General features: G+C 70.0%; 19 protein-coding genes. 4 read left to right on the top strand and 15 right to left on the bottom strand.

The annotated features are described in order from the left end of the window. Nucleotides 1–7: 7 nt before the first annotated feature. From OXI49_01240 to OXI49_01280, 9 genes are all read right to left on the bottom strand, one after another. Nucleotides 8–2,092, bottom strand: coding sequence for a PKD domain-containing protein (locus OXI49_01240; protein ID MDE2689112.1), 2,085 nt, complete (start codon nucleotides 2,090–2,092; stop codon nucleotides 8–10). A gap of 49 nt (nucleotides 2,093–2,141) precedes the next feature. Then, entirely contained in the window at nucleotides 2,142–3,200 is a 1,059-nt protein-coding gene (locus tag OXI49_01245; protein ID MDE2689113.1) for a hypothetical protein, read from the bottom strand. Further along, nucleotides 3,200–4,372, bottom strand: a complete 1,173-nt coding sequence (locus OXI49_01250) for an ATP-binding protein (protein ID MDE2689114.1) — start codon at nucleotides 4,370–4,372, stop codon at nucleotides 3,200–3,202. The genes OXI49_01245 and OXI49_01250 overlap by 1 nt, the downstream gene beginning before the upstream one ends. Nucleotides 4,373–4,470: 98 nt before the next feature. After that, entirely contained in the window at nucleotides 4,471–4,866 is a 396-nt protein-coding gene (locus OXI49_01255) for a hypothetical protein (GenBank protein ID MDE2689115.1), read from the bottom strand. A 19-nt stretch (nucleotides 4,867–4,885) separates the two neighbouring features. Next, nucleotides 4,886–5,494, bottom strand: a complete 609-nt coding sequence (locus OXI49_01260) for a hypothetical protein (GenBank protein ID MDE2689116.1) — start codon at nucleotides 5,492–5,494, stop codon at nucleotides 4,886–4,888. A gap of 226 nt (nucleotides 5,495–5,720) precedes the next feature. Then, on the bottom strand, nucleotides 5,721–6,764 hold the full coding sequence (locus OXI49_01265) for a hypothetical protein (protein ID MDE2689117.1): 1,044 nt from the start codon (nucleotides 6,762–6,764) through the stop codon (nucleotides 5,721–5,723). A gap of 29 nt (nucleotides 6,765–6,793) precedes the next feature. Next, entirely contained in the window at nucleotides 6,794–7,933 is a 1,140-nt protein-coding gene (locus OXI49_01270) for a hypothetical protein (GenBank protein ID MDE2689118.1), read from the bottom strand. A gap of 197 nt (nucleotides 7,934–8,130) precedes the next feature. Next, nucleotides 8,131–9,309 (bottom strand): hypothetical protein, encoded by a 1,179-nt coding sequence (locus OXI49_01275; GenBank protein ID MDE2689119.1) that lies wholly within the window; start codon nucleotides 9,307–9,309, stop codon nucleotides 8,131–8,133. 447 nt (nucleotides 9,310–9,756) lie between these two features. Next, a complete protein-coding gene (locus tag OXI49_01280) occupies nucleotides 9,757–10,938 on the bottom strand; it encodes a DUF2235 domain-containing protein (GenBank protein MDE2689120.1) in 1,182 nt (393 codons plus the stop codon). A gap of 133 nt (nucleotides 10,939–11,071) precedes the next feature. Here OXI49_01280 and OXI49_01285 point away from each other — a divergent pair, with 133 nt between their 5' ends. Continuing rightward, nucleotides 11,072–11,407, top strand: coding sequence for an SCP2 sterol-binding domain-containing protein (locus tag OXI49_01285; GenBank protein ID MDE2689121.1), 336 nt, complete (start codon nucleotides 11,072–11,074; stop codon nucleotides 11,405–11,407). Nucleotides 11,408–11,416: 9 nt separating this feature from the next. Here the strand turns inward: OXI49_01285 and OXI49_01290 are convergent, their stop codons facing one another. Continuing rightward, nucleotides 11,417–13,411 carry a prolyl oligopeptidase family serine peptidase gene (locus OXI49_01290; protein ID MDE2689122.1) on the bottom strand — a complete coding sequence of 665 codons (1,995 nt, stop codon included), beginning with the start codon at nucleotides 13,409–13,411 and terminating at the stop codon, nucleotides 11,417–11,419. A gap of 74 nt (nucleotides 13,412–13,485) precedes the next feature. Here OXI49_01290 and OXI49_01295 point away from each other — a divergent pair, with 74 nt between their 5' ends. Further along, nucleotides 13,486–15,219, top strand: a complete 1,734-nt coding sequence (locus OXI49_01295) for a VWA domain-containing protein (protein MDE2689123.1) — start codon at nucleotides 13,486–13,488, stop codon at nucleotides 15,217–15,219. 80 nt (nucleotides 15,220–15,299) lie between these two features. Here OXI49_01295 and OXI49_01300 read toward each other — a convergent pair whose 3' ends face one another. Continuing rightward, on the bottom strand, nucleotides 15,300–15,644 hold the full coding sequence (locus OXI49_01300) for a hypothetical protein (GenBank protein ID MDE2689124.1): 345 nt from the start codon (nucleotides 15,642–15,644) through the stop codon (nucleotides 15,300–15,302). A 115-nt stretch (nucleotides 15,645–15,759) separates the two neighbouring features. On the opposite strand from OXI49_01300, the gene OXI49_01305 reads away from it, so the two are divergent. Together OXI49_01305 and OXI49_01310 are read left to right on the top strand one after the other, a co-directional pair. Then, a complete protein-coding gene (locus OXI49_01305) occupies nucleotides 15,760–16,872 on the top strand; it encodes a protein kinase (protein MDE2689125.1) in 1,113 nt (370 codons plus the stop codon). A gap of 211 nt (nucleotides 16,873–17,083) precedes the next feature. After that, complete coding sequence (locus OXI49_01310; GenBank protein MDE2689126.1) at nucleotides 17,084–17,689, top strand: transposase; 606 nt, start codon at nucleotides 17,084–17,086, stop codon at nucleotides 17,687–17,689. A 154-nt stretch (nucleotides 17,690–17,843) separates the two neighbouring features. Here OXI49_01310 and ilvD read toward each other — a convergent pair whose 3' ends face one another. From ilvD to OXI49_01330, 4 genes are all read right to left on the bottom strand, one after another. Further along, nucleotides 17,844–19,520: a dihydroxy-acid dehydratase gene (gene ilvD / locus OXI49_01315; protein MDE2689127.1), complete on the bottom strand. Its 1,677-nt coding sequence runs from the start codon at nucleotides 19,518–19,520 to the stop codon at nucleotides 17,844–17,846. Nucleotides 19,521–19,590: 70 nt separating this feature from the next. Beyond that, the gene (locus tag OXI49_01320) at nucleotides 19,591–21,714 is read right to left on the bottom strand and encodes an aldo/keto reductase (GenBank protein MDE2689128.1); all 2,124 of its coding nucleotides are present in this window, start codon (nucleotides 21,712–21,714) and stop codon (nucleotides 19,591–19,593) included. Between the two features lie 3 nt (nucleotides 21,715–21,717). Beyond that, nucleotides 21,718–23,706 (bottom strand): radical SAM protein, encoded by a 1,989-nt coding sequence (locus tag OXI49_01325; protein MDE2689129.1) that lies wholly within the window; start codon nucleotides 23,704–23,706, stop codon nucleotides 21,718–21,720. Next, nucleotides 23,703–24,872, bottom strand: a complete 1,170-nt coding sequence (locus OXI49_01330; protein ID MDE2689130.1) for a glycosyltransferase — start codon at nucleotides 24,870–24,872, stop codon at nucleotides 23,703–23,705. The genes OXI49_01325 and OXI49_01330 overlap by 4 nt, the downstream gene beginning before the upstream one ends. Between the last annotated feature and the right edge of the window lie 53 nt (nucleotides 24,873–24,925).

Here is a 24,925-nt window from a genome sequence, read left to right on the forward strand (position 1 = left end):
CGGCCGATTATCCCCGACAGGCGTCCGGGAAGGCCTTCGCATCCGTGATCGCGGACGCCGGGTTGCCGGGCTCGTTCGTGTACGCCCGGACCGTGCCGTCGTCGGTGTCCGTCACCGTGATCCGGTAGCCCAGGTCCGTCGTCGCGCCGGCGAAGACCCAGACGTGGCCGTTGGCCTCGCAGCCGTCGAGCACCTTGATCAGCATCTCCCAGTTGTCGTCGTCAAAGAACCGGAACATGCCGGACTCGTTCGTGCCCGCGCGCACCACTGCCGCCAGGACCGGTTCCCCACCGGCGCTCCAGTACTCCGTTCGCACCCGAAAGCGGGAGTCCAGCAGGCACAGGGTCACGGCGCCGGGCTCGCAGTCGCCGGCAGGGTCGGAAGCGCGGACCAGCAGGTCCCGGCTCGCGGTCGAGGTGGCGCCGGCGCCGGTCACCGTGAGCACCAGCCGGTAGAAGCCGGGCGAAGCCCAGGTGTGGCGCGGGTTCCGCACCGGCGAAGTCCGGCCGTCGCCGAAGTCCCAGGTTCGCCTGGACACGGTGCCCGTGCTCGCGTCCCGGAGAGTCACCGGCTCACCGGTGTACACGATGCAAAGGTCGTCCGCGCACTCCGCGTCCAGTTCGAGGATCGCCGTGGGCGGCGTCGGCGGCGGCGGCGGTGGCGGCGGTCGTGGCCGCGGCGGTGGCTCGGGCTCCGGTTCGGGTTCCGGTTGAGGAGGTGGCCCCCCGCCTCCGCCTCCTGGCGGCGGCGGAGGTGGCGGAGGAGGTGGCGGTGGCGGCTTGATCGTCCCGCCCGCCGGGTAGAGCGCTCGCGCCGCCGCAATGTCGTCGCTGTTCAGGACCGCGCCCTGCCCGTCCGCCACGAGGTACGCGCGCATGAGCGACTGGTCCTGCGGACTCGGGCAGGTGTTGTCCTGCACTTCCGTCGTCGTGCAGGAGTGCCCGATGCCGAGGGAGTGGCCCAGCTCGTGTCCGACGACCTTCTCGAACATCTCGCCCGGGCTCGCCAGCTTGCTGGCCAGCGTCGGCCCGAACCCGTCCTGGGTGACGAAGTCGGTCTCCAGCCACACCACGGAAACCGTCGTGCCGCCGTCCGGAATGAAGTGGGTTGCGTTGCAGTCGAAGGACCAGGTGATGATCGCGGCGGTGCCGCCTGTGCTGTCGAAGGACCCCGAGATGTCGTCGAACGGATCCTCGAAGAGCATCTGGTTCTTGCCGTCGTCGGTGCGCGCCGACACGATGCTCGAGGTCTTTCCCGCGCTCGCGAAGTTGATGCCGGTGCCAGAGAGGGCGTTCCATGCCGCCATGGCGTTTGCCACCTCGGTGAAACCGCCGCCCGGGATGCCGGCCGAACCCGCGGCGTGGAGCTCGAAGTCCACCGACTCGCCCCGGTCGAACTCGCGCCAGCGGATTCGCGGCAAGGGATTCGTGCTGCAGCCCACTTCGTAGAGCTCGAACGGCTGCGCCACCGAGACGACGCCGGGCGCCTCCTCCGCGCCCGGTTCCACGAAGTACTCCGCGGCCGGCTCGAGACCCTGTGCCCGTTCCCTCAGCCAGCCCCGAAAGCCCGCCGCCGCCCTCGGCAACCCGGCACGCCGGCGCTCCTCCGCCAGCGGATCGCCCGGCAGTTCGATCACACCCTCCTCTTTGATCTCGCGCACGAAGAGCCGTCGGACACCGGTACCGGTCTCGAAGAACACGCCGAGACCGAGGTCCACCACCTCCCAGGCGCCCGCCTGGCCGGGGGTCAGGAACAGGAGCACCCGGTCGCCCGGCGCCAGCATCCGCACTCCGTGGATTCCTGCCCGCACGCCGTCCGGAGTCAGACCGCCGTACTGACGAACGACTAACCTGCCACCGGGAACCGACCCCTTCATCACCTCCTCGACGTGAATCACGTGATCCGTCTCGATCCGGTCCGGCGACGGCGCCAGTTCCGACGAAAGCACCTCACCGTAGACGACGAGGTCCGACTTGCCGAGCAGGGGCTCGTCCGGCGGCACGACATACAACGTCGCCGCGACCTGAGCGGCCCAGAGCAGGCCGATCGTCCAGCCGGTTCCGGCTCGACACAGGTTGCGGTCCAGCCTCATCACGCGATTATCCCCGACACGCGTCCGCGGGCAGCGAAGGTGCGTGGCGCTAACGAGCGAGTGCCAGCGTTTCCACCGGCTCCGCCAGGCGAGGCAGCACGTCCGACACGTCCGCCTCCGCACGCACCTCCGCCTCGCTGATCCGCGATCTCGTCTGAGTGCTCGGAATCTGCCACTTCGCCGGCATCAGAACGTGGCGGCGGTCGCCGATGACTGCCGCGGCCGGCACGGAGGGTTTCTGGCGGGTCGGTGACCGGCCCTCCCAGAAGGCGGCCACGGCCCCCGGCCGGCGCTCGATCACGAACCGAACGATGCCCCGTGGCAGCGGCACGCCGGCGTTTTCGACCGCGGCCGCGAGCACCCGCCACGCCTCCATGTCGCTCTGAACCGCCTTCGCGCAGAACTCGTTGAACGGCTGCTCCCGCAGCGGCGTTCCCGATCGCGCCTCCGCCTGCCGAACCGTCTCCAGGTAGGCGAACGGGTTGGGCGGCGAGCCGCTCCGCGCCCACTCCTTCTTGTCGCGCGGCGGCTGCCAGTCACGCCAGCGGCGCGGCTGCCGCGTCTCGTGCTCCAGTCCGAGGACGTGAGCCAGGACCGGCTCGACCATCGGATTGCAGATGGCGTTGCCGTTCGCCCGCATCCCGGTGGAAGGCATCGCGATGCCGCGCCCCGTCCGCAGGTGGCGCAGCGGCGTCCCTTCCCCGGCCCAGCGAAACGTCTCCCGCTTCCGGGGCGGCCCGACCACCGTCGCCTGGAGCGCCAGGAACCCGGTCCAGCGGTGCAGAAAGGCCCACGCCTCGTGGCCGCCGCCGAGGAGCGCTCCCAGAACGGCGGCGACGTAGACGCGGCCCGTGTAGAGCGGCGAGTTGAACTCGTTGCCGGCGCCGTGCGCCCAGTAGTGATCCAGCGTCTCGCGCAGCCCCGGCCAGTCCCCGCGGGCGGCGCGCAGGCAGGGCCCGTAGTTCCAGGAACAGTCGACGCCGGGCTCGGGCAGCGCATAGTCCGCCCGGGTGCACTGGCGGGACCAGTAGCCGGCCGCCTCCTCGTCTCCAACGGCCCTGAAGAACATCCCCAGGTCGCCCGTCGCCCTCGCTTCGAGACCAGCCATCAGGAGTTCGCCGCGACCAGCGACTCGACCTCCCGCCAAGGCACCGCACGACCCGCTCGGCGCTGCTGAACGCGGTCGCCGCCGTAGATCACATAGCCGGGGTCGCTCCCGTCGCCCGCCAGTGCGCCGAACCGGGTCAGGCCGCGGAAGAAGTCGCTCGCAACCGTCCGCCCCGACTTGATCTCTACCGGCACGAGCTTCGTTCCGCGCTCCAGGACGCAGTCGACTTCCATCCCGCGACGGTCGCGCCAGAAGTAGAGGTTCGGGGTCAAGCCACGATTGGCGCGCCCCTTGAGCAGCTCTCCGACAACCCAGGTCTCGAACAACGGGCCGCGCTGCGCGTGATGCACGAGTTCGTCCGCCTGCCGAACTCCGACCAGCCACGCCGCCAGACCGGGATCGAGAAAGTAGAGCTTCGGCGTCTTGACGAGCCGCTTGCCGAAGTTGCTGAAGTGCGGTCGAAGCTGCGTGACGAGAAAGCTCGTCTCCAGCACGGAGAGCCACTCCCGTGCCGTGACGCGGCTGATTCCGCAGTCGCTCGCCAGCCCGGAGACGTTGAGCAACTGCCCCGACCGCCCGGCGCAGAGCCGGATGAACAGCCGGAAGGTGCTCAGGTTGCGGATGTCGATCAGTTCCCTGACGTCCCGCTCCACGTAGGTCGTGACGTAGTTTCCGTACCAGACGCTCGCGTCGAGGCCCCGATCGTGAATAGGCGGATAGAGGCCCTGCAGGAGCAGGTCCTCTATCGACTCCGGCGCGCAGCCGCCGGCCTGCAGTTCCCCCAGGGAAAACGGCAGCAACACCACCTGCGCGGCGCGGCCCGCCAGCGACTGGGTCACGCCGGCCCGCAGCCCAAACTGGTGTGAACCGGTCAGGATGAACCTCCCGGGCCGGGGATCCGCGTCCACGATGCCCTGCAGGTAGGAAAGGAGGTCAGGCGCCCGCTGGACCTCGTCGAGCAGAGCGCCTTCCGCGTACTGGCCAAGCAGGCTCCGCGGGTCGTCGAGCGCCAGGTCTCTGACGTCCGGATCCTCGAGCGACAGGTACGCGTGCTCGGGGAAGCTGGCCCGGCACAGCGTCGTCTTGCCCGACTGCCGGGGACCGGTGACGACAACGACCGGGTACTCCCGCGCCAGCGACTGAAGAACTGACTGGGACGCTCGGCCGATCATCCGGCCGAGCGTACCAGCATCGGGCTGTTTGGCGACTCAACTAGCCAATCCGCCCCAAGTTCGCCGCCGTGTTCGGCCCTCTCGGGAGCCTCTCGCCGTCAGTTCAGGAAGAACAGGTCGAGTGCGGTGAGGATCCCAAGCAGCACACTCAGGGCCATCACCATGCGCCACGTCAAGTCGGCGCGGGCCTTCTCTACCTCGGCGCGGACAGCTTCAAGCCCGGTACGCAGATCGGAAGTCTCCGCCTTCATCTCGGACCGCAGCTCCGCGATGTCGGCCTGCGTGGCAGCACGCAACTCGCCGACCTCGACACGCAGCTCCGCGATGTCGGCCTGGGTAGCGGCACGCAACTCGCCGATGTCCTCCTTGGAGGCCACTCCCTGGAAGACCGCGACCCGGATCGTCTCCGTAACGGCCTCGGCCTGGGAAGTCCCCATGCCGGCCTTCTCCAGGTTGCGGACGGCCGCGAGGGTGTCGAACGTGGCGACGCTCATCTGCCAGTGTTCGCCGCGGTCAGCCGAACACGCGGGGCTCGAAGTCCGGGCCGTTGACGATGCTGGCGCTGCTCCCGGTCGCGCGGATGACGAAGAGTCCCTGCCTCTCCGCGTACGCGGTCACCGAAGCGTCGCTGTCGAGGTAGGCCATGGCGCCGAGAATCCGCCTTCCCCGGTACTCCTTGCAGAAGTCCGGAAACACCGGCAGCTTGGCGAGAAACTCCGTCACGTCCTCCGAACGCAGCGTCGTCTTCACTTCCACCACAACGACTTCCCGGCCGTTCACCGCCACGATGTCGATCTCGAAGTGCTCACCGTTGCGACGGCCCCTGCGCCGCTGGTGGGTCGTCTCCACCTCGATGCCGCGTTCGTTCAACAGGGGCACCAGGTCGCCGTCTACCAGGCTCTCCATCAGCTTGCCCCACTGCGTCGTGAACAGGCCCTCCGCCTTCTTCAGGCGGCGGTCCGTCTCCTGCATCCGGCGGTCCGTCTCCTTCATCCGGCGGTCCGTCTCCTTCGACTGCTCCCTCAACTCCGCCAGCAGGGCCGCGGTCTGGCGCAAGCTCTCCTGAATCCCCTCGTTGGTGGCGAGGCTGTTCGCTCCCGCGACGTTGTCGGCCATGCTCATCGGTTCCTTCATCGTACCGAAAGGGGCGACGGGTCAACCCGACCGCAGCCGTCCCTATAGACAGAGACGGAAAGGGGCGCCGGTTCTTTGTTGTGGCGACCGCTGCCGGCCAGCACCCTGGTGGCGCGTTCCGCGCCACCAGCGTCGCAGTCTGTGCGCCCGGGCGCACAGATGCCAGGCCGGCGCAGCGACACTGCCTGCCGGCCAGAGGGCCGGCGCGGCGACGCTACTCGTCGACCGGGAACGGATTCTCCGGCACGAGCTCCGTGCCCGCCGCGGCCGTCGCCGAGTCGTCCGGGCAGTTGACCGTGAACGTCGTCTCGACCGTGTCGTTCGGAGCATCCGGGATGACGCCGTCGAGTTCCGCCACCGTGAAGGTGATCGTCTGCGGATTTCCGCGGTCCGGGTCGTTATTGGCGGGCAGACAGCGGGCGTCGTCCCCCGCGACCTCGACGGTCCATTGCAGTACCCCCGCCTGGCCTTGCGGTGGCGGCGCACCCGTGGCCTGGTTGAACAGGATTCCCAGGACGCTCGCGTGATGGTCTTTCTCCGCCCTTCCGAACACGCTGTCGGCCGACGTGAGGAAGTTCTCGCCGTGAAGAGTCACCGTAACCACCCTGGTCTGCTGGCCAGCCGGGGGTCGGACCACGGACGAGGGGCTCGCGGTCAGGCGCCAGCCATCGGGCGATCCTAGGTGGCAGTCCACCGCCGTCTCCGAATCCACCTTGCCGCTGCAGCCCGGTATCCGCCTCGTCGGCACGATGCGCGGGATGATGCCGACCCGGCCGGTCGGAGCGTGCTTCACCCAGGCGGCGGCCCCGTCGGTCGGCGCGTCGATGGTCACGCCACCGGGATCGGTGACCGCGATCTTCTCGTTACCGACTGCATCCTTGGGGATGAGCGCGGAGACCGCGGAGTTCTGGTCGTCGTTGATCCAGTACCAGCCGCCGGGCCGAAGGTTGTCGATCTCAAGGGTGCCGCTCGTTCCCGCCCGGCAGTTCAGGCCGTTGGCGCTGTTCAGGGCCTGGCGCACAATGCCGTTGCTGTCCGGTTGCACCGTGGAAGTCAGCGTGGCGTTGCCGCAGACGACGATGAACCTGACCTCGCGGTCGCCATCGATGCCGGCCGACTCACCGACGAACCCACCCTCGCCCGCGAAGTAGGGCGCCACCTGGCACCGTTCCTCGGGACAGTCGACGATCACCGTCTGGCCTGAGAGCAGTGCGGGCACTGAGCCGGCGACGAGTACAAGGGGGATGATCTGCTTCACGGCTTTCCTTCCTTCCAGCGACTGCCTGGCTACTGCCGGGGCGGGCAGACGACTTCTAGCTGCGTGGCAGCCGCAAAGGGAGCGAGCGCACCGGAACTGGCCAATGCCGACGGCTGGGGCGCAAGGCTGTTCGGGTTGCGGTTGCCGTTCGCCGTGTGCGCGGCGCGGATGTTCAGCGCCGCCGTGTATCGCGTGCCCGTTGCTGGGCAGTAGTCGTCCGGAGACGCCGAGATCGTGATGACGGCCTGGCCTGCCGGGTTCGTGCCGATCGCGCTGTCGCCGCTGTTCGTCAGCACCACGTTCGCGCCGGCGAGAGCCTCCGCGTCCGCGACTCCCGGCGGGCCGTCGTCCAGCGTCACCGTGAACACGGTGTTCAGCCAGTTCGTGCCGGCGTCGTCCTTGCCGGCCCAGCCGAGAGTCGGCGCGGCCGGGTCGGCTGTCGAGAAGCTGCCGGTCTCGTTGACCCAGAGATCGGCGTTGACAACGAGATCGCCGCTGAAGGGCCGAGTGACTATGCCGCTCGTGATCATCTCCCGGCGGCCATCAGCAGCCGGGCCGGTCAGGCGGATCTTCGTGCCGCCGTCACCGAGCATGCAACTGCGGGCCTGCTGGTCCGTAAACGCCTCGGTGCGGGCGTTGTACCTCGGCCCGCAGAGAGCGGCATCGGGCGCCGGAGGTTCCGGCAGAATGTTCGGCAGGATACCGACGCGGCCCGTGGCGGCCTCCTTGAGGTAGACGGCGCCTCTGCCCACCCTCATCGAGACGCCCTCGCCGGCGCTCGTGATCGCAGTTGTGGCGTTGTCGAGGACCTCCTTGCCGATCAGGGAACCCACGGCCGAGTTCGCGGCGTCCGTGATCCAGTACCAGCCGCCGTCCTCCACGCCGGCAATCTCGAGACTGCCGTCATCCCGGTCGCAGGCGAGGCCGTTCCGGTAGGTGAACAACTGGGCAACCGTGCCGCCTCCAGTGCCGATCTCTCCGGTGATCGAGACGTTGCCGCAGGAAGCAACGAAGACGACTTCGCCGACGCCTTCCGCAACGGTCGCGATGAAGCCGCCCTCACCCCTGAAGTAGGGAGCGACGTGGTCGCACGCCTGACAGACGACGCTTTGGGCCAAAGCCGTGGCCGGTAGCGCAAAGAACGCCACGGCGACCAGGATGTGCTTCATCGGTCGATGCTCCCCAAGGCGGCCGGATGCCGCAGTCGGTCAACCCTACGGGAAACGGCGGTAGCGGTCCAGAGAAAAAAGGCGGCAACCTCCGCGCCGGGCGTGAGCCCGACGCGGAGGCGCCGCCTTGAAGTCGTTCTCCCTGTGGGCTTCAGGACTCGTGCAAGCGCCTCAGCCCGGGAAGATCGGCTGTTCCCTTACTTGTCGGTCGGGAACGGGTTCTCCGGCACGAGCTCCTGGCCCATGTTGGCGGACGACGCCGAGGCGCACACGATCGTGAGCTTCGCGCTGAGCCCGGCTGCAAGCGGACCAGTCGTCGTAACGGCCGGATGCACTGCATTGGTCCCCGGAGTGGCGGTCACGTTCAACGTGAGCGAGTGCTTCGGCGCCGTCGCCGACGCCGGGCAGTAGTCGGTGTTGTTCGTGATCGTGATCGTGGCCTGCCCGGCAGGGGTGCTGCCTGAGCCATCTGTCACCACGACACCATGGGTGGTCGCGGCGGCCGCCGGGGCGGTCCCGGGGTTGCCCCCAACGGTACCAGCCCACGTGGCGGCGAGCCAGTTGTCCTCCCCCTTGCCAGGCCAGCCAGCCTGGATGGAGGCAGTCGACGGCGCACCGCCCGTGCCACTCGTGTCAGTCGAGTAGCTTCCGCTCTCGTTGTGCCAGAGATCGGCCATCAGAGTGACCGAAGCGCTCCCAACAGGCCGGCTGATCGTCTGACTGGTGATCATTACCTCTCGTCCAAGGTGGTCGGTACCGATGATCCGTACCTTGGCGCCACCGTTTCCGAGCATGCAACTCGAGGACATCTGGGACGTGTAGGTCTTGCTACCGGCAGGAATCCGGGGACCGCAGAGAACCGTATCCGGCGCCGGCGGCTCCGGCAGGATGGTCGGCAGGATGCCGACGCGACCGGTAGCGGTCTCCGAGAGGAGAACCGCACCGCTGCCCGCCATCATCTTCACGCCGTCACCGGCGCCGGTGATCATGGTCGGCTCGTTGTCGAGGATCATGTCGTTGACCAAACCGCCGACGGCCGAGTTGTCCTCCATCGTCAGCCAGTACCAGCCACCATCCATGATGGGGCCGAGCCGGAAGGAACCGCCTTCCGACATGCAGGCGTAGTCGCCGGTGAGCAGCATGGAGACCATGCCGTCGTCGTTGGGCATCAACTCGTCGGACCTGGTGACACCGTCGCAGGTGGCGACGAAAGTCACCATCTCGGCGTCATCGGCGGCCGTCGCGATGAACCCGCCCTCACCGTGGTAGACCGACACCCGGTGGGTGCAGTCGTCGCAGTGGACGTCCTGAGCGGCCGCCACTGCGGGGATCGCGCAGAGAACCAGCGCGATCGTGATGTGCTTCATCAGCTTCACAGTTTGTTTTCTCCCTGGCGGCTTTCTGCCGCCGTTCGTTTCGGCCCGGCTATCCAAAGCCGGACCAAGGTCTTCGATCCGAAGATCAGGCCGTGGCGGTGCGGACTACCCGCGTTGCCACAGCCGCTGACGTTTTCTCACTTGGACGGTCGCTTTCCGGCTCAACGAGCCACCGACCGTCACTCAAGCTGATGCTGCGCATCACCTCCCGCTAAAAGACTTCAAGGCCGTCTGTCCAAAGACGTGAGGGAACCTTAGCGGAAACAGCCGAGCAGATCCAGTGTGGTCCGGATGACGGCCCGTTCCTGTGGTGAGGTTCCTCTACGGCTGGGCACTATAGGGGGTTTAAGGGGATTCGTCAAGGGGTTGGCGTGTGGAAGTGTGTGCGAGTAAGTCATTGAATCTGTTGGAGTTGCGCGAAAAAGGCCTTCCGCTGGGTGCGCGGGTCTAGGGGGGGTTGGCCCAGTCCAGGGAGTCCGGGTCCTGCTCGCCGGGGGAAGGGAGGGCCGGGCGGACGCGCTTCTCCTCCAGAGCCGGCAGGAGGGTGCGGCGGGCGACGCCCTGGCGATAGGCGGCGGAATCCGGGTTCTCCAGCCGGCGGATCGCCGAGAAGTGGACGGCCTCGCCGGTCACCGCGGGGCGGCCGTCCTCGTCCGCTTCGCCGACCGGCCGGTCGTGGCGGCCCCATACCCGGTAGACGGCGGACATCTTCCCCTGGGGGCCGAACGGGTCCGGAGCGATCTCCCGGGGGACCGCCCGGGGTCCGAAGGCGAGGCCGGCGCCGTAGGCCTTCGCCCACATCCAGAGCAGGGCGCCGTCCGAGAGGCCGGCGTGCGGCCGGCCGCCGCCGACGTCGCCGTGCACCCCCGGGAACCAGAGCTGCTCCACGTGCTGGCCCGGGGCCGGCGAGTTCAGCCACAGGGTGGGCGCGAAGGGACGGCGGCCCTCATCGACCGACACCGCGTGACAGGCGTGGCGGATGTGGCGGTCGAGCCGCACGTCGTGGAAGCGGTGGCGGCGGGCACCGATCCAGTTCAGCCAGGTGACCGGCACGCCGAGGGCGCCCACGGTGTCCCAGACGCCGACGAAGTGGACCACGCTCGAGGGCCGGAGGAGGTCTGCGCCGCGAAACTCGGGGGCGGTCGGCGCCCGGCAGAACGTCTCCCGGTGGCGGGCGGCGCGTTCGCCGCGGGCTTCCCCTGCGCGCATGCGGTAGATCGCCATGCCCTCGCTCACCGCGTCCGCCGGCGGGCGGCCGGCGAGAGAGCAGCGCCCCTCGTCGGGAATGCCGCAGAGGCCGATCAGCCCCGCCAGACTGCGCGCGGTGTAGGCGCCGCGGCTGTAGCCGAACAGGAACAGCCGGTCGCGCGGGAGGTAGTTGGCGGCCAGCCACCGGTAGGCGAGCTCGACGTTCCGGGCCAGCCCGAGGCCGAGCACGCCTCCCCGGAAGCGGTCGAAACGCCCGGTGCCCACACCGCGGTCGTAGTAGGTGAGCTGCTCCACGCCCTCCGACGTGACCGGGCGGATGGCCTGCCAGGTCTTGACGACGTTCGTCGGCGACGAGGCATCGTCGCTGTTCCAGGTGCCGTCGAAGCAGAGAGCGATGTTGCGGGGGATGCGTATGGCCATGGGGAGTTGGGCGCGTGGAGGCTAGCGCGGGGAAGCGGCGGAGGAAACGCCAAGTTCGCTTGACGTTGCGGGGCGGGCGCCGGCCGGGCCGGATAGGCTCGACGCCTCACTTCGAGGCCCAAGGAGACAGCCCATGACCGATACCGCCGCCGCCATCAACGACATCTTCAGCCGGATGCCCGGTCGCCTGGACGCGCAGGCCGCGGCCGGCCTCGACGCGGTGATCCAGTTCAACCTCTCGGGCGAGGGCGGCGGCGTCTGGCACTGCGCGATCAGGGACGGCGCCTGCACCGTCGGCGAAGGCGCCCACGACGCGCCGACGATGACGTTGTCGATGGAGGCCGCCGACTACGTCCAGCTCACGTCGGGCGAACTGGACGGCACCGTCGCGTTCATGAGCGGGAAGCTCCGCATCGACGGGGACATGGGGCTGGCGATGCGGATGGGGAGCCTGTTTCGGGTGGGGTGACGAGGCGGGTCAGAAGCCCAGAACTTCACCGTAGAAGGCGAGTTCGGCTTCCAGGGCGCGGACGATGTTCCCGGCGCGGCGGAAGCCGTGCTGCTCGCCTTCGAACAGGTGGTAGTCGACGCGAAGGCCCTTGGCGCGTAGCGCCTCGACCATCGCTTCGGCCTGGTTGGGCGGCACGATGCGGTCTTCGTCGCCCTGGAAGAAGATGACCGGGCAGGAGAAGCGGTCGCGGGCTTCGAGCGGCGAGCGCTCGCGGTAGAGGTCGGCGCGCTCCGGGTAGGGGCCGACCAGGCGGTCGAGGTAGCGCGACTCGAACTTGTGGGTGTCGCGGGCGAGGGCGGCGAGATCGGCGACGCCGTAGTGGCTGGCGCCGGCGGCGAAAGTGTCCCTGAAGGCGAGCGCGGCGAGAGTCGTGTAGCCGCCGGCGCTGCCGCCGCGGATGAGCAGCTTGCCCGGGTCGGCCTCGCCGCGGGCGGCGAGCGCCTCGGCGGCGGCGGCGCAGTCCTCGACGTCGACGATGCCCCAGCGGCCGCGCAGCGACTCGCGGTAGGCGCGGCCGTAGCCGGTGCTGCCGCCGTAGTTCACGTCGACCACGGCGAAGCCGCGCGAGGTCCAGAACTGGACGCCCGGGTCGTAGACGTGCTCGGCGGCGGAGGTGGGGCCGCCGTGGCTCTTGACGATGAGCGGCGGCCTGCTTCCGGCCGGCGCCTGCGCGTCGTCGTTCTTCGGCGGGTAGAAGAAGGCGTAGGCCCGGCGGCCGGCGGTGGAGGGGAAGTCGATGGGCCGGCCGGTGGAGAGGTAGCGGGGGTCCGGGGTCGGGCCGGTGGTCGTGAGGACGTCGAGTTGGGGTTCGGTGGCGTGGGCGGAGGCGTCGGAGTCGGAGAGGCGGAGGCGGACGACTTCGGTGGGCCGGTCCGGGGCGGCGCCGAGGAAGATGACGGTAGAGCCGGCGGAGCGTAGCCAGGTGATCGAGGTGTAGGGCGTCGGTATGGGTACCGGCTCGGGCGCTCCGTCGCCGTCGTCACCGTCGGGAAGGAACACGAGTCCCCACACTCCCTGCTCGCAGCAGGCCGCGACGATGCCTCCCGGCACCTGCGCGTAGGTGGACATGCCGAAGAGCCACGGCGGCACGCCGAACTCGGCATCGCGAGGGCAGAGGCTCTGGGTTCGCGGGTCTTCCGACCCGCCTCGGGCGGAGCCGCGGTACAGGTTCCACCAGCCGCCGCGGTCGGAGATGAAGGTGAGGCGGCCCTGCGCTTCGAAGCTCGGTTGCTGGACGGCTTCGGGGTGGTCCGGGTCGCCGCCGGCAACGGCGCGTGGCGCCCGCGGCAGGCCGGCGTCGTCGAGGTCGGCGAGCCAGAGGGTCGTGGCGTCCCAAGGCATGTCGGGGTGGTTCCAGCTCAGCCAGGCGAGGCGGCTGCCGTCCGGGGAGAGGCGTGGCGAACTGAAGAAGTCGGCGCCGGAGACGAGTTCGGTGGGTGGCGGCGTCTCGGTGGCGGCGGGTGGGTCGGCGGCAGGCGGGTCGGCCGGTAGCGGGATCGCCACCAGGGCCGTGGTTTCGTCGCCGCCGGAGGCGGTCGGGCGTTCCTGGACGGCGAGGAGTCGGCGCCGGTTGGAGTCGAAGACGAGGTCGGCGTAGCGGGAGTTGTCGGCGGGGGTCAGGGGGATCGTGGTGGCGGCGGTGGCGAGGTAGACGCGCTGGTCGGAGAAGTTGACGAAGACGTGAACGTTCGGGCCGAGGAGGAGGAAGGCGGCGCCGCCGTACTCGTGGACACGGCTGCGGACGTCGAAGCCGTCGGGGGTGAGGGTGCGGGTGCTGCCGTCGGGATCGAGGCAGACGAGGACGTTGCGACCGCCCTCCTCGGGGCGGCGCTCGAGCCAGCAGACGTTGTCGCCCAGTGCGGCAATGTCGTCGATGCGGCGGGCGCCTTCCGCGACGGACCGGGCCGAGATCGGCGACGGCCAGGCGCCGTACAGGGCTGTGCGCGGATGGTCGTCAGGCATCGACGGAGCGTAGCGCGGCAGGTGCAATAGTCTTCCCTGTCACGGCTGTTCACAGGATCAGACGAGGCCAACCAATGAAGAAACTCGCGCGAAACCTGATCGTCCTCGCCTGCCTTCTGCTGTTCGCGGCGGCCGGCCTCGCCCAGCAACAGGGCCAGGACCTGCCGGCGGTGTTCTCGGAGGTGATCGACGTCCGGGTCGTGAACATCGAGGTCGTCGTCACCGACCGGGACGGCAACCGGGTCCACGGCCTGACGGCGTCCGACTTCGAGCTGCTCGTGGACGGCGAGCCGGTTCCGATCGACTACTTCACCGAGATCGAGGAGGGCCGGGCCCTGGCGGCGGCGGACGGCGAGGCGGTGGCTGGGGTTCCGAACCTCGAGCCGGACGCGCCGGTGGGCACCAGCTTCCTGCTCTTCATCGACGACTTCTTCTCGATCAAGCGGGACCGGGACCGGGTGATCGACCGGCTCGAGAAGGACCTCACGCAGCTTGGGCCGGCCGACCGGGTGGCCGCCGTCTCCTTCGACGGCAAGTCGGTCGACATGCTGACGACCTGGACCAACTCGCCGTCCCAGTTGTCGGACGCGCTGCGCGAGGCGCGGCGGCGCAAGGCGCACGGCCTGATGCGGATCGGCGAGCTGCGCACGAACGACCAGGAACGAAGCGAGCAGTCGGAACTGCGCGCCCTCGCTAACCGCTTCATCGAGGAAGGCGGCATCGAACCGCCCGAGGAAGTCATGCGCAACCAGTTGCGCGGCGCCGAGCTGCGCTACGCGACGAACCTCGAGACCCAGTTGGAGCGGTCCGTGCTGGCGGCCGTGGCGACGCTGCGGAGCTTCGCCAACCGGCCGGGCCGCAAGGTGATGCTCCTGCTCGCGGGCGGCTGGCCCCAGTCGCCGGCGCTCTACACCGTCGCCACCGGCGGCCTGAGCGCCGACAGTCTCGGCGCCGCGTCCGACACCCGGCTGATGAGCCAGGACGACCTCTACGGCCCCCTCGTCTCGGCCGCCAACCTGATCGGCTACACGCTCTATCCGGTCGACGTGCCGGGATTCCGCCCGGCCTTCGCCCTGGATGCGTCCGTCGGCTTCGACAGCAACGCGGCGTCCGACCCGTCCGCGGGCGCGGGGGCGTTCCAGGAACGGGAGCTGCTGCAGCACACCACGCTCCAGGTGCTGGCCAGCTCGACCGGCGGCCTGGCGATGATCAACGCCGAGCGGGACACGGCGCTGGGCGACGCGATCGCCGACACCCGCTCGTACTACTGGCTCGGGTTCCAGCCGCAGCGGCGCGAGGACGACGAAGTCCACGACGTCGAGGTGCGGCTGGTGGACCATCCAGACCGGCGCGGTTTCCGCGTGCGCTCGCGGGAGGGCTACGTCGACATGTCGCGGGCGACCGAAGTCACGATGATGGTCGAGGGCTCGCTGCTGTTCGGGAACCCGCCTTCCGCCAAGCCGCTCGGCGTGCGCTTCGGCAAGCCGCAGAGGCGCGGCTTCGGCAAGATGATCGTCCCGCTCGAGGTGGCGATCCCGCTCGACGAAGTCCAGCTCCTACCCGTCGCGGGCATGTGGCAGAACGAGCTGGAGTTCCGCGTCACGGTGATGGACAAGCACGGCAACCGCTCGGAGACGCCGGTCGAGAAGGTCCGCATCGCCGGCCCCCGGGAGCCGCAGCCCGGGCAGTACTTCACCTACTCGACCGGGCTGGAACTGCGGCGGCGGGAGCACACGTTCGTCATCGCCGTCTACGACCCGCTGACCGGCGCGATCCTGTCGTCCAGCGGCGAGATCGGCGTCCGGTAGCCCACTGGGCTGCAACCGGCCCCAAACGAAGAAAGCGGGCCTTTCAGCCCGCTTTCGCGAATCTGCCGCTGTACGCCGGTTCAGGCGGCTTCGGCTGCGGTGACCGTCACGGTGACGGTGCCGTCGTCGGCCTTCATCGCCTGGCCGGTGACCTTGGCGTTCTTGCCGCCGAGACCCTCGAGGGTCTTGATCGCGCCGGCATCGGAGGCGGCGCGGTCGATCTTGACGACGTCGTCGCCCACGAGCAGGCCCATCTCGTTGCCGTCGCCGAGACACTTGGCGGCGCAACTGGCATGACCGGCGCCCTTCTGGCCGTTGCCGAAGCAAACCATGTCGAGGACCTCACCGGTCCAGGTGTCGCCGGCGAGCGCCGGGGCGCCGAGCATCAACGCAACGGCAAGTGCCGCAAACAGTGCCTTCTTCATGCTGAGTCCTCCATCTTCGGGAGCGGTTCGGGGATAAAGAGACGGAACAGCCGGCAGGCTAACACAAGAAACGGCGGCGTTTCACACCGGGTGCGCGCCGACCACTCATGCCAACATGGTCCGCGTGAAGGCCGGCGACATCATCTCGCGGTTCCGGGTGCAGAACCCCGTCCACTGCCTCCCGGGGGAGTTGCCGCTGCCGCTTTATCGCGCACAGGACATCGCCGCCCGCTTCTGGGTGTTGCTGCAGCGTTACCCCGAGGACGCGCCGCGGGCCGAGGTCGAGGCAGCCGTCGACCACAACGAGATGCTCGTCAGGGAGGGGCCGGACGGTGAGAAGGGTCCCGCGCCGTTGGTGGACTGGGCGTTCGAAGCGCCGGCGCACCTGGCCTGGCCGCTCGGCGGCGGCGAGACCCTGCGTCAGCGGCTCCAGCGCTCGCCGCTCGGCCCCGAGCAGGCCGCCGGGCTGGGCCTCGCGATCGCGCGGGCCGTTCGCGCGCTGCACCGGGCCGGCGTCGTCCACGGCAGCCTGCGGCCGGCCAGCGTCCAACTGCTGGAAGGCGGAGAGGTGAAGCTGCTGGCGCCGGCGAGTCTCGGCCCAGTGACCCTGGCGGTGGCCAACGAGGCCGTCGAATCGCCGAGCCTGTGGACCGCGGCCTATCTGTCGCCGGAGCAGATCGAGGGGGCGGCCGCCGCGATCACCGGCGATCCGGTGCCGTTCACGACGGCGGACGACATCTGGACCCTCGGCGTCGTGCTCTACGAACTCGTGACCGGGGAGTTGCCCTTCATCGCCAACACCTGCGAGGCGATGCAACGGGCCGTCGCCGTCCAGCCGATCGACCTGGCCGGCACCCTCCCCGGCAGCGCGCCCGAAGCGTTCGAGGCGGTGTTCGCGGCCGCGCTCGACCGCGACGCCGACCGCCGCCGCGCCGCCCTCGACGACGTGATCGGCCGGCTGCGCAAGACAGCCGAGGTGCTGAAGCCCCGGGCGCGGCCGGCCGAGGACAGCGTCTCCCGGTCCCGAGCCCGCAAGGCGGCCGTTGCCCGTGATCGTTCGGCCGCGAGCCCCCGGCAGGGGGAGTGGCAGTCGGCGATCGAGTCACTGAACGACCGCAGGCGTCGCCTCGCACGCGAGCGGCCGCCGCCGCCGATGTGGCGCGTGTTGCTGCTGCCGCTTGCCGCGGTGCTGCTGGCGGGCACGGTGGCGGTGTTGTTGTTGCTGTAGGCGGCCCACTGGGTGCGCGGGTCCTCTGACCCGCCCCGGGCGGAGCCGCGGAGCGGCGGAGCCCGGAGAAAGTAGCCGCCGGCCAACGGCCGGCGACGATGTTCCTGGCCGCCTTCGGCGGCAGCGGGTCAGAGGACCCGCGCGCCCAGAGAGAAGGCGTGGACGCTTCAGCATCGGGGTCCGTACCTTTCTTCACGGTCCGGGGGAACGAATGAGCGATCCGAATCACCTGCGTGAGGAACGCAAGCCGCTCGGCTGGCATTGGAGGGGCTACCACCCTCACCTGGACGATCCGGGCCGGCTCCAGAACGTCGGATTCCGACTGGCGGACAGCGTCCCGCAGCACCTCTTGAAGCGCTGGCGCGCGGAAGTCGAGCGCGCCAGCGACGAAGTTCGCGCCGCAAAGCTCCACCGCCTGGTCAGCCGCTTCGAGGACACCGGCTACGGCGCCTGCCACCTACGCCAGCCGGCTGTCGCCTCGATGGTTCAGGAAGTGCTCCTCTTCGGCGACGACGACGCCTATCGACTCATCGACTGGTGCGTCATGCCGAACCACGTCCATGTCTTGTTGCAGCCGTGGCGGCCGCTGCCCGGCATCGTGCGAGCATGGAAGGCCGTCACCGCGCGGCGCGCCAACCGGATTCTCCGCCGTAGCGGCAGCTTCTGGATGGCCGACTACTACGACCGCTTCATCCGCGACTATCGCCACCTCGAAGCCGTGCAGCGCTACATCCGGCAGAACCCCGTGGCGGCCGGGCTCTGCCGGGAACCGCATCAGTGGCCCTGGTCCTCGGCGCGGTATCGTCACTTCGGGTAGAACTCCTCTGGGTGCGCGGGTCTTCTGACCCGCCCCGGGCGGAGCCGCCGAGCGGCGGAGCCCGGAGAAAGTAGCCGCCGGCCAACGGCCGGCGACGATTTCAACGCCGCCTGCGGCGGCAGCGGGTCAGAAGACCCGCGCACCCAGGGGAACCTCAGCCGTCGGTCACACACCCCGTCGACGCGGAGCTGACGGTCTTGACGTACCGGTACAGGGTCCCTCGTGTCGCCTTGAGGGGCGGCGGTTCCCAGGCGTTTCTGCGCGCCTCCAGCTCGGCGTCGCTGAGCGCCACGTCGATCGTGTTGCGCACCGCGTCGATCTCGATCCGGTCGCCGTCGCGGACCAGGGCCAGGGCGCCGCCTTCCTGGGCTTCGGGCGCTACGTGGCCGATGAGGAAGCCGTGCGAGCCGCCGGAGAAGCGGCCGTCCGTGACCAGCGCCACGCTGTCGCCAAGGCCGACGCCCATGAGCGCCGAGGTCGGCTTCAGCATCTCGGGCATGCCCGGACCGCCCTTGGGCCCCTCGTAGCGAATGACGATCACCGAGCCGCCCCGGATCTCGCCGCGCTCGAGCGCCTCGACCATCGCTTCCTCCGAGTCGTACACCTGCGCCGGGCCAGCGAAACGCTCGCCTTCCTTTCCGGTGATCTTCGCCACCGAACCCTCGGTCGCCAGGTTGCCGCGGAGGATCTGAAGGTGGCCGGTGGCCTTGATCGGGGAGTCGAAAGGCAGCACGACGTCCTGGCCCGGCGCGAGGTCCGCCAGCGGCGCCAGGTTCTCGGCCAGCGTCCTGCCGGTGACCGTCAGGCAGTCGCCGTCGATCAGTCCGCGTTCGAGCAGCATCCGCAGCACGGCGGGCGTGCCGCCGACGTCGTGCAGGTCCTCCATCAGGTACTGGCCCGAGGGCTTGAGATCGGCCAGGAAGGGCACCCTGTCGCTGACCTTCTGGAAGTCGTCGATCGAGAGGTCGACGCCGGCCGACTGCGCGATTGCGAGCAGATGGAGGACCGCGTTCGTCGAGCCGCCGAGCACCGTGATCAGCACCATCGCGTTCTCGAAGGCGGCCCGCGTCATGATCGCGCTCGGCCGGAGGTCCTGTTCGAGCAGGGACTTGACGGCGGCGCCCGCGCGCCGGCACTCCTCCAGCTTTTCCGGCGCCGTCGCGGGAGTCGACGAGCTGTAGGGCAGGGACATGCCAAGGGCCTCGATCGCGGCCGCCATCGTGTTCGCCGTGTACATGCCGCCGCAGGCGCCGGCGCCCGGGCAGGCGCGGCGGACGATCGTCTCCCGTTCGTCGTCGGTCAGGGCCCCGCTGATCGCCTCGCCGTAGCTCTGAAAGGCGGAGATGATGTCGATCTTGCCGCCCCGCCACTCGCCCGAGCGGATCGTGCCGCCGTAGATCACGATCGCCGGCCGGTCCACGCGGGCGATCGCCATCAGGCAGCCCGGCATGTTCTTGTCGCAACCGGGGATCGACACGTTCGCGTCGTACCACTGCGCCGCCATCACCGTTTCGATCGAGTCCGCGATGAGGTCCCGGGACTGGAGCGAGTAGCTCATCCCGTCCGTCCCCATCGAGATGCCGTCCGAGACGCCGACGGTGTTGAAGCGCAGGCCGATGCAGTCGACTCCGTCCACGCCCTCCTTGGCCGAGGCGGCGAGGTCGAGCAGGTGCATGTTGCACGTGTTGCCCTCGTACCAGACGCTGGCGATCCCCACCTGGGGCTTGCCCATGTCGTCGGGGGTGAGGCCGGCGCCGTAGAGCATGGCCTGCGAGGCGCCCTGCGACTTGTCCTGGGTGATGCGGGCGGAGTAGCGGTTGAGGCGGATCATGGCGGGGGACTATGGCATAGGCGGAGAGCGTCCCGGCACGACGACGGTCGTGCTCTGGGAGCACCTACACCTACGCGCGGCCTACCAGCCGTTTGATCGGGCGTTTGATCGGACCCGGCAGGCGGCGGCCGATGCGGATGGCCTGGCGTTCCAGGCGCTTGGCCAGGCTCTCGCGGGCCATCGAGAGCGGTCGGCGGCCGCCGTTGCTCAGCCACTTCTGCTCTTCTTCGGTCAGCGTCAGAGCCGCCGCGGCGGCGAGATCCTCGACTTCCTCCCCGGTGGCCGCGCCGACGATCGCGTGAAGGGGAAGGTCCTGGGCGAGCACCCAGGCGAGCGCAATCTGGGGCACGGAGGCACCGCCGGCCTCCGCGAACTCGATCACCCTGTCCAGGCGCGCGAGGTTCACGTTGTGGACGTAGGCGGTGCGGCAGGCTTGGTCGACGAGCCCGGGATCGGCGGCGAGGCTGCGGCGCGTGACGCGGCCCGAGAACAGGCCGCGCGCAAGGGACGACCAGGCGAAGATGGCCATGCCGGTGTCGCGGTGCCACTCGCGGTCGTCGGCGGCCGCCGCGCCGGTCAGGGTGGCGCAGCCCCCGCCCCACGGATCCTTGACCTGGTCGGCGAGCGAGAAGTTGGGGCTCGACCCGGCGGGCAGCGGACGGTCGTTGGCTTCCGCGTAGTCGCAGGCCTCCTCGATCCGCGCGCGGGTCCAGTTGGAGAGTCCGTAGGCGTGCAACCGGCCGGCCGCGAGGTGTTCGGCGAAGGCGTCGACCATCTCGCCGACCGGCACCGCCGGATCGTCCCGGTGCAGCATGTAGAGGTCGACGGCCGGCAGCCGGAGCCGGTCGAGCGACTCGGCGAGATCCCGGGCCAGGGCTTCGGGGTTGACGCGCGGCCCCGCCGCATCGGGGTGGCAGCCCTTGGACAGGACGAAGACGTCGTCGGCAAGGCCGCTGCGCTCCAGCCAGGAGCCGATGGCGCGTTCGGAGGCACCGCCGCCGTAGACGTGGCCGGTGTCGACGGCGGAGAGGCCGTTCTCGAAGGCAGCGTCGAGGAGGGCGTCGGCGTCGTCCTGGGCAGCGGGGGTTTCGTCGTTGAGGGACATGGTGCCGAGGACGAGACGGGGGAGGTGGACGTCGTCGACAGGGCGGTAGGTCATGGCCCTGTGGGTTCCGGCGGTGACGCCGATGCTTGGCTCGAAGGGGTACTGGACGCCCATGCGGCGGCGCAGGTCGTCCATCAGTTCGATCAGGCCGATGGACTCCGCGTGCGGCAGGAGAGGGCTCTCGATGTCGCCGTCGCGGAGCATTCGTGCGAGTTCGAGCGCCTGGTACTCGTAGCCGTTGCAGAGGAAGGGGCACTCCAGTGTGGCGACGTCCTTCGTCTCGCACTCCAGCTTGAGCGTCTGGGCGCGCCAGAAGTCCGGAATCACGATCCTCCCGCCGTCGCCCTGGACGACGCCGGTGGCGGAAACGGCCTGGCTGATCGAGCATTCCAGGTACGCCTCGGCGCCGTCCCCGAAGCGCAGAACAATCTTGCAGTGCTCGTCGACGCCGGACGGAGCGAGATCGGCGCGGACCTCGATCTGCGGGATGTTGCCCCCGGTCACCCGCTCCCCGAAGACGAGCGACGCCAGCGACAGCGTGTAGCAGCCGATATCGAGCAGGCTGCCGCCGCCCAGTTCGGGATCGTAGAGCCGGCTCTCCGGATCGAACGCCGCGCGGAAGCCAAAGGAACAGACCACCCGGCTCGGCTCTCCGATCGTGCCGTTGGCGATCCAGTCCGCGGCCCGCTGCGTCGCCGGCAGGAATCGGGTCCACATCGCCTCGAGCAGCGGCCGGCCCAGCTCGCGGGCGATGGCGCACAGCCGGCGGGCCTCCGAGGCGTTGACGCAGAGCGGCTTCTCGCAGAGCACCGCCTTGCCGTGCCGGAGCGCCAGCGCCGCGTGCTCCAGGTGACCGGGATGGGGACTGGCGACGTAGACGGCGTCGACCGACTCGCTGCGCACGAGGTCCCTGTAGGTGCCGGCCTCGGCATCCACGTAGCCGCGCTCGGCGTTGAAGTTGACCGCCCGCTGCGGGTCGCGGCTGCCGACTGCGACGATCTCGTGACCGTCCAGCCCATCGATTGCGGTGGCGAAGACGCGGGCGATGGCGCCCGGACCGATGATTCCCCAACGAAGGTTTGCGACCATGATCTAGACCTTTCCGCGCAGCGCCTGGAACGCCAGGTCGCGAGCGCGCCGGGGCTCGTAAATGAAAACACGACGGACCTTGGGACCGACGCGGTAGCGAATCCCGGCCAGCCGCCGCAGCCAGCCGGTGCGGGGACGGGCCACCGTCAGCGCGTAGTGGCCACCGGCGCCGGAGCCCTCCACGAGGCGCTGTAGGTCGGCCTCCGGCAGCCGGCTCCAGTCGACAGAGGTGGCGAGCGGCGCGACCAGGTCGCCGCCGTAGGGGCGCACGGACTCGACCCGGAATCCGGTGCGGATCAGGCGAGCGACATCGCCGGAGCGGGTGGCCCGGGCGCAGTCGCCTTCCACCGGCGGCATGGGCAGCCGCTCGAAGCGCCGCGCCGCGGCCGGCAGCCGGCGGTAGGCGGCGGCCGCCGCGGCGCCGGTGCGGTGGTTCCACTGGTGGCGGGCCGGGCCCACGTAATCGTCCACGAACAGCCGGCCGCCCGGTTCCAGGGCGTCGAGCACGGCGTCGAGTAGCCGTTCGAGGCGGAGATGGGAGGACAGGCCGCCGATGCAGCAGGCCGCCTGGTAGGCGGCGGCGGGGAGCTCGGGGCGGCGGGGGTGGATGGGGACGTGGCGGACGCCGGCTGGCGCACCGGCACCGGCACTGGCACTGGCACTTGAGGTGACGATGTCGACTTGCTTTGCGAAGCCTGCGCGGAGGAGTTGGGGGGCCCAGGCTTCGTCGCCGACGAAGAGGACGCGGTCGAAGGGTTCGGCGGGAGTGTGCTCCGCGATCCACGCGGCGGGACTGGGAAGACCCGCTGCCGCCGAAAGCGGCGGAGAATCGCCGGCCGAAGGCCGACCGCTCTTCTCCCCCACCTCAGCCACACCACCACTCCCCGGCCCCGCCCCCAACTGCTCCAGCCGCTCCCCGGCCTGCTGCCGCCATTGCAACCGGAAGTACAGCGCATGCTTCCGCTCCGAGCACGACCGGCACGTGCCGCAGGGGTTGCCGCTCTTCAGCCCATCGACGATCTCCGCCAGCAACGGCGCCCGCTCGACTTCCCCAAGCGAGGTCTCCGGATACAGACCGATCGGCTGCTCATCCCAGAAGATGCACGGCGAGACCGCGCCGTTGGGCCGGACCACCACCGTGTGACCGGGCCAGGCGCAGCCGGCGACCGCGGTGCGGAAGCGGCCGCGCAGCCGCTGGCGGTCGTAGAGGCCCGCTCGCCAGCGCATCATGTGGCCACGCAGGCCAACCGGCTGACCGTCGTCGAAGTCCGGGTAGGAGACGAGACGGAGCCCGCGGGCGGCGGCCTCCTCCGCCGCGGCGGCGAGCTCGGCGCGCAGCGCGCCGGGGTCCTCGTCGTCGAGCAGCTCGTCCTCGGCGCTCACGTGAGCGGTCGGCGCCACGAAGCGGACGTCGAGCTCACTGGCGCCGACTTCCTCGGCGAAGCGCGGCAGGTCGGCGAGATCGCCGCGGTTCGTCCGCATCCACACGAAGATCAGCCGCAGCCTCGTGGCGGCGCCGCGCCGGACCTCGTTCAGCAGGTCGAGCGAACGCATCAGCCGGTCGAACTTGCCGCCGACCCGGATCGCCTCGTAGGTCTCCGCGTTCGTGCCGTCCATCGACACGCCGACCGTGCTCACGCCGGCCTCGCAGATCGCCTCGGCCTTGGCCGGCGTCAGCGGCAGCAGGTTGGTCGGGAACCACAGGTCGGGAACGCCGTAGCTGCCGGCTTCGCGAACGATGTCGATGAACTTCGGGTGCACCAGAGGCTCGGCCGCGCAGCCCAGGGCGACCCGTCGGGCACGGGGGAAGAGGTCGGCCGCGACCCGGGAGAAGGTCTCCAGCGGCATCATCCCGTTCCGGGACAACTGCCGGTCGAAGGGCAGGAACTGCAGCCGGTCGACCGCCGAGAAGTAGCACATCTTGCACTTCAGGTTGCAGCGCTCGGTGGTGTCGAGGATGACCTCCAGCGGCCGGCGTTGGAACGACTTCATTGGGCCAGGGCCTCGAGCATCGTCTGGCAGACGCCGCGGCCCGAACTCCGCTGGCGCCATACCGCGGCGATGCTAGCCGGGTGGCGTTCGCCGCGCCGCCACGCCGCCTGTTCCTCCGCGATCGCCGCGGCCAGCGGCCCGGCGCGGTGCGCGGAGGCGACGCGACCGTAGGCGCCGCCCTCGGACCAGCTCCGAAGGCTCGGGATCGGCGTACCCACGACGGTCGCTCCCATCGACAGCGCCTCGCAACCGGCGTGCGGCGCGCCTTCCCACCGCGACGAGAAGACGATGAAGCGGCTGCCGGCCAGCGCGTCGGCGAGGACTTCCGGGTACTGCGGCCCATGGTGCTCGACGTTCGGGAAGCGCCGGTTGAGCTCGCCGAAGAGACTCTCGGCGCCCGGACCGAAGATGCTGACCGGCTCGCCGCGCGCCTCGCGGCCGCCACGACCGAAGTAGCGCGCAAGCGCCCCCGCCAGCAGCGGTGCGTTCTTCTGGGGATCGTCCCAGCGGCCGATCGCCACCATGCCTCGCCGTTCCCGGCCGAGGTCGGGCGAATCGACGTAGACCCGGTGGATGGCGAGCGGCGAGACGTGAACCCGGCCTTGGAGATCCGCCGCGCCGGCCGTGCGGAGGAAGCGGCGGAAATGGACCTTCGCTTCCTCGCAACCGAGGATGAGCACGTCGGACTCCCCCGCGCTGCGGACGAACTCGGCGTCCTGCGGGTCGGTCCGGCGGAAGGACAGCAGGTAGCGCCGGGCCAGGAAGCGGAGTTGCCGAAGCTGGTGGTCGCGGTCCGGCGAGCCGGAGAAGACCTTCCGGCGCAGCGTGGCCAGGGGAAACGCGCGAAGACCCATCTGGCCGTCCGAGTCGCCCATGGCGATCGTGCGCACGCCAGCGCCGCGGATCAGCTCCAGGAGATCCGACATCTGGTGGAAGGACGGCACGATCGCCACGTCGGCCTCGAGGCCGCGCCAGAACTCGTCGTCCTCCAGGCCGCCGCCGCCCGGCGGCGAAACGATCGGCACGGGAAAGCCGTCGTTCGAGGATTCGGGACAGGCAACGAACGCCTCGTGGCCGAGCGCCTCGAGCCCGCGAACGTACTCCTCGAACCGGAAGCTGCACTGCCGGAGCGGCGTACCGTAGTTCCAGACAACTGCGACCCGCATGATCCACGACGCTACCGGACGGACGGCTGACCGTTGTCTGCCCGGGATCTAAC

The sequence above is a fragment of the Acidobacteriota bacterium genome (genome assembly GCA_028875725.1).
In the GTDB taxonomy this organism is placed as follows: Bacteria; Acidobacteriota; Thermoanaerobaculia; order Multivoradales; family Multivoraceae; genus Multivorans.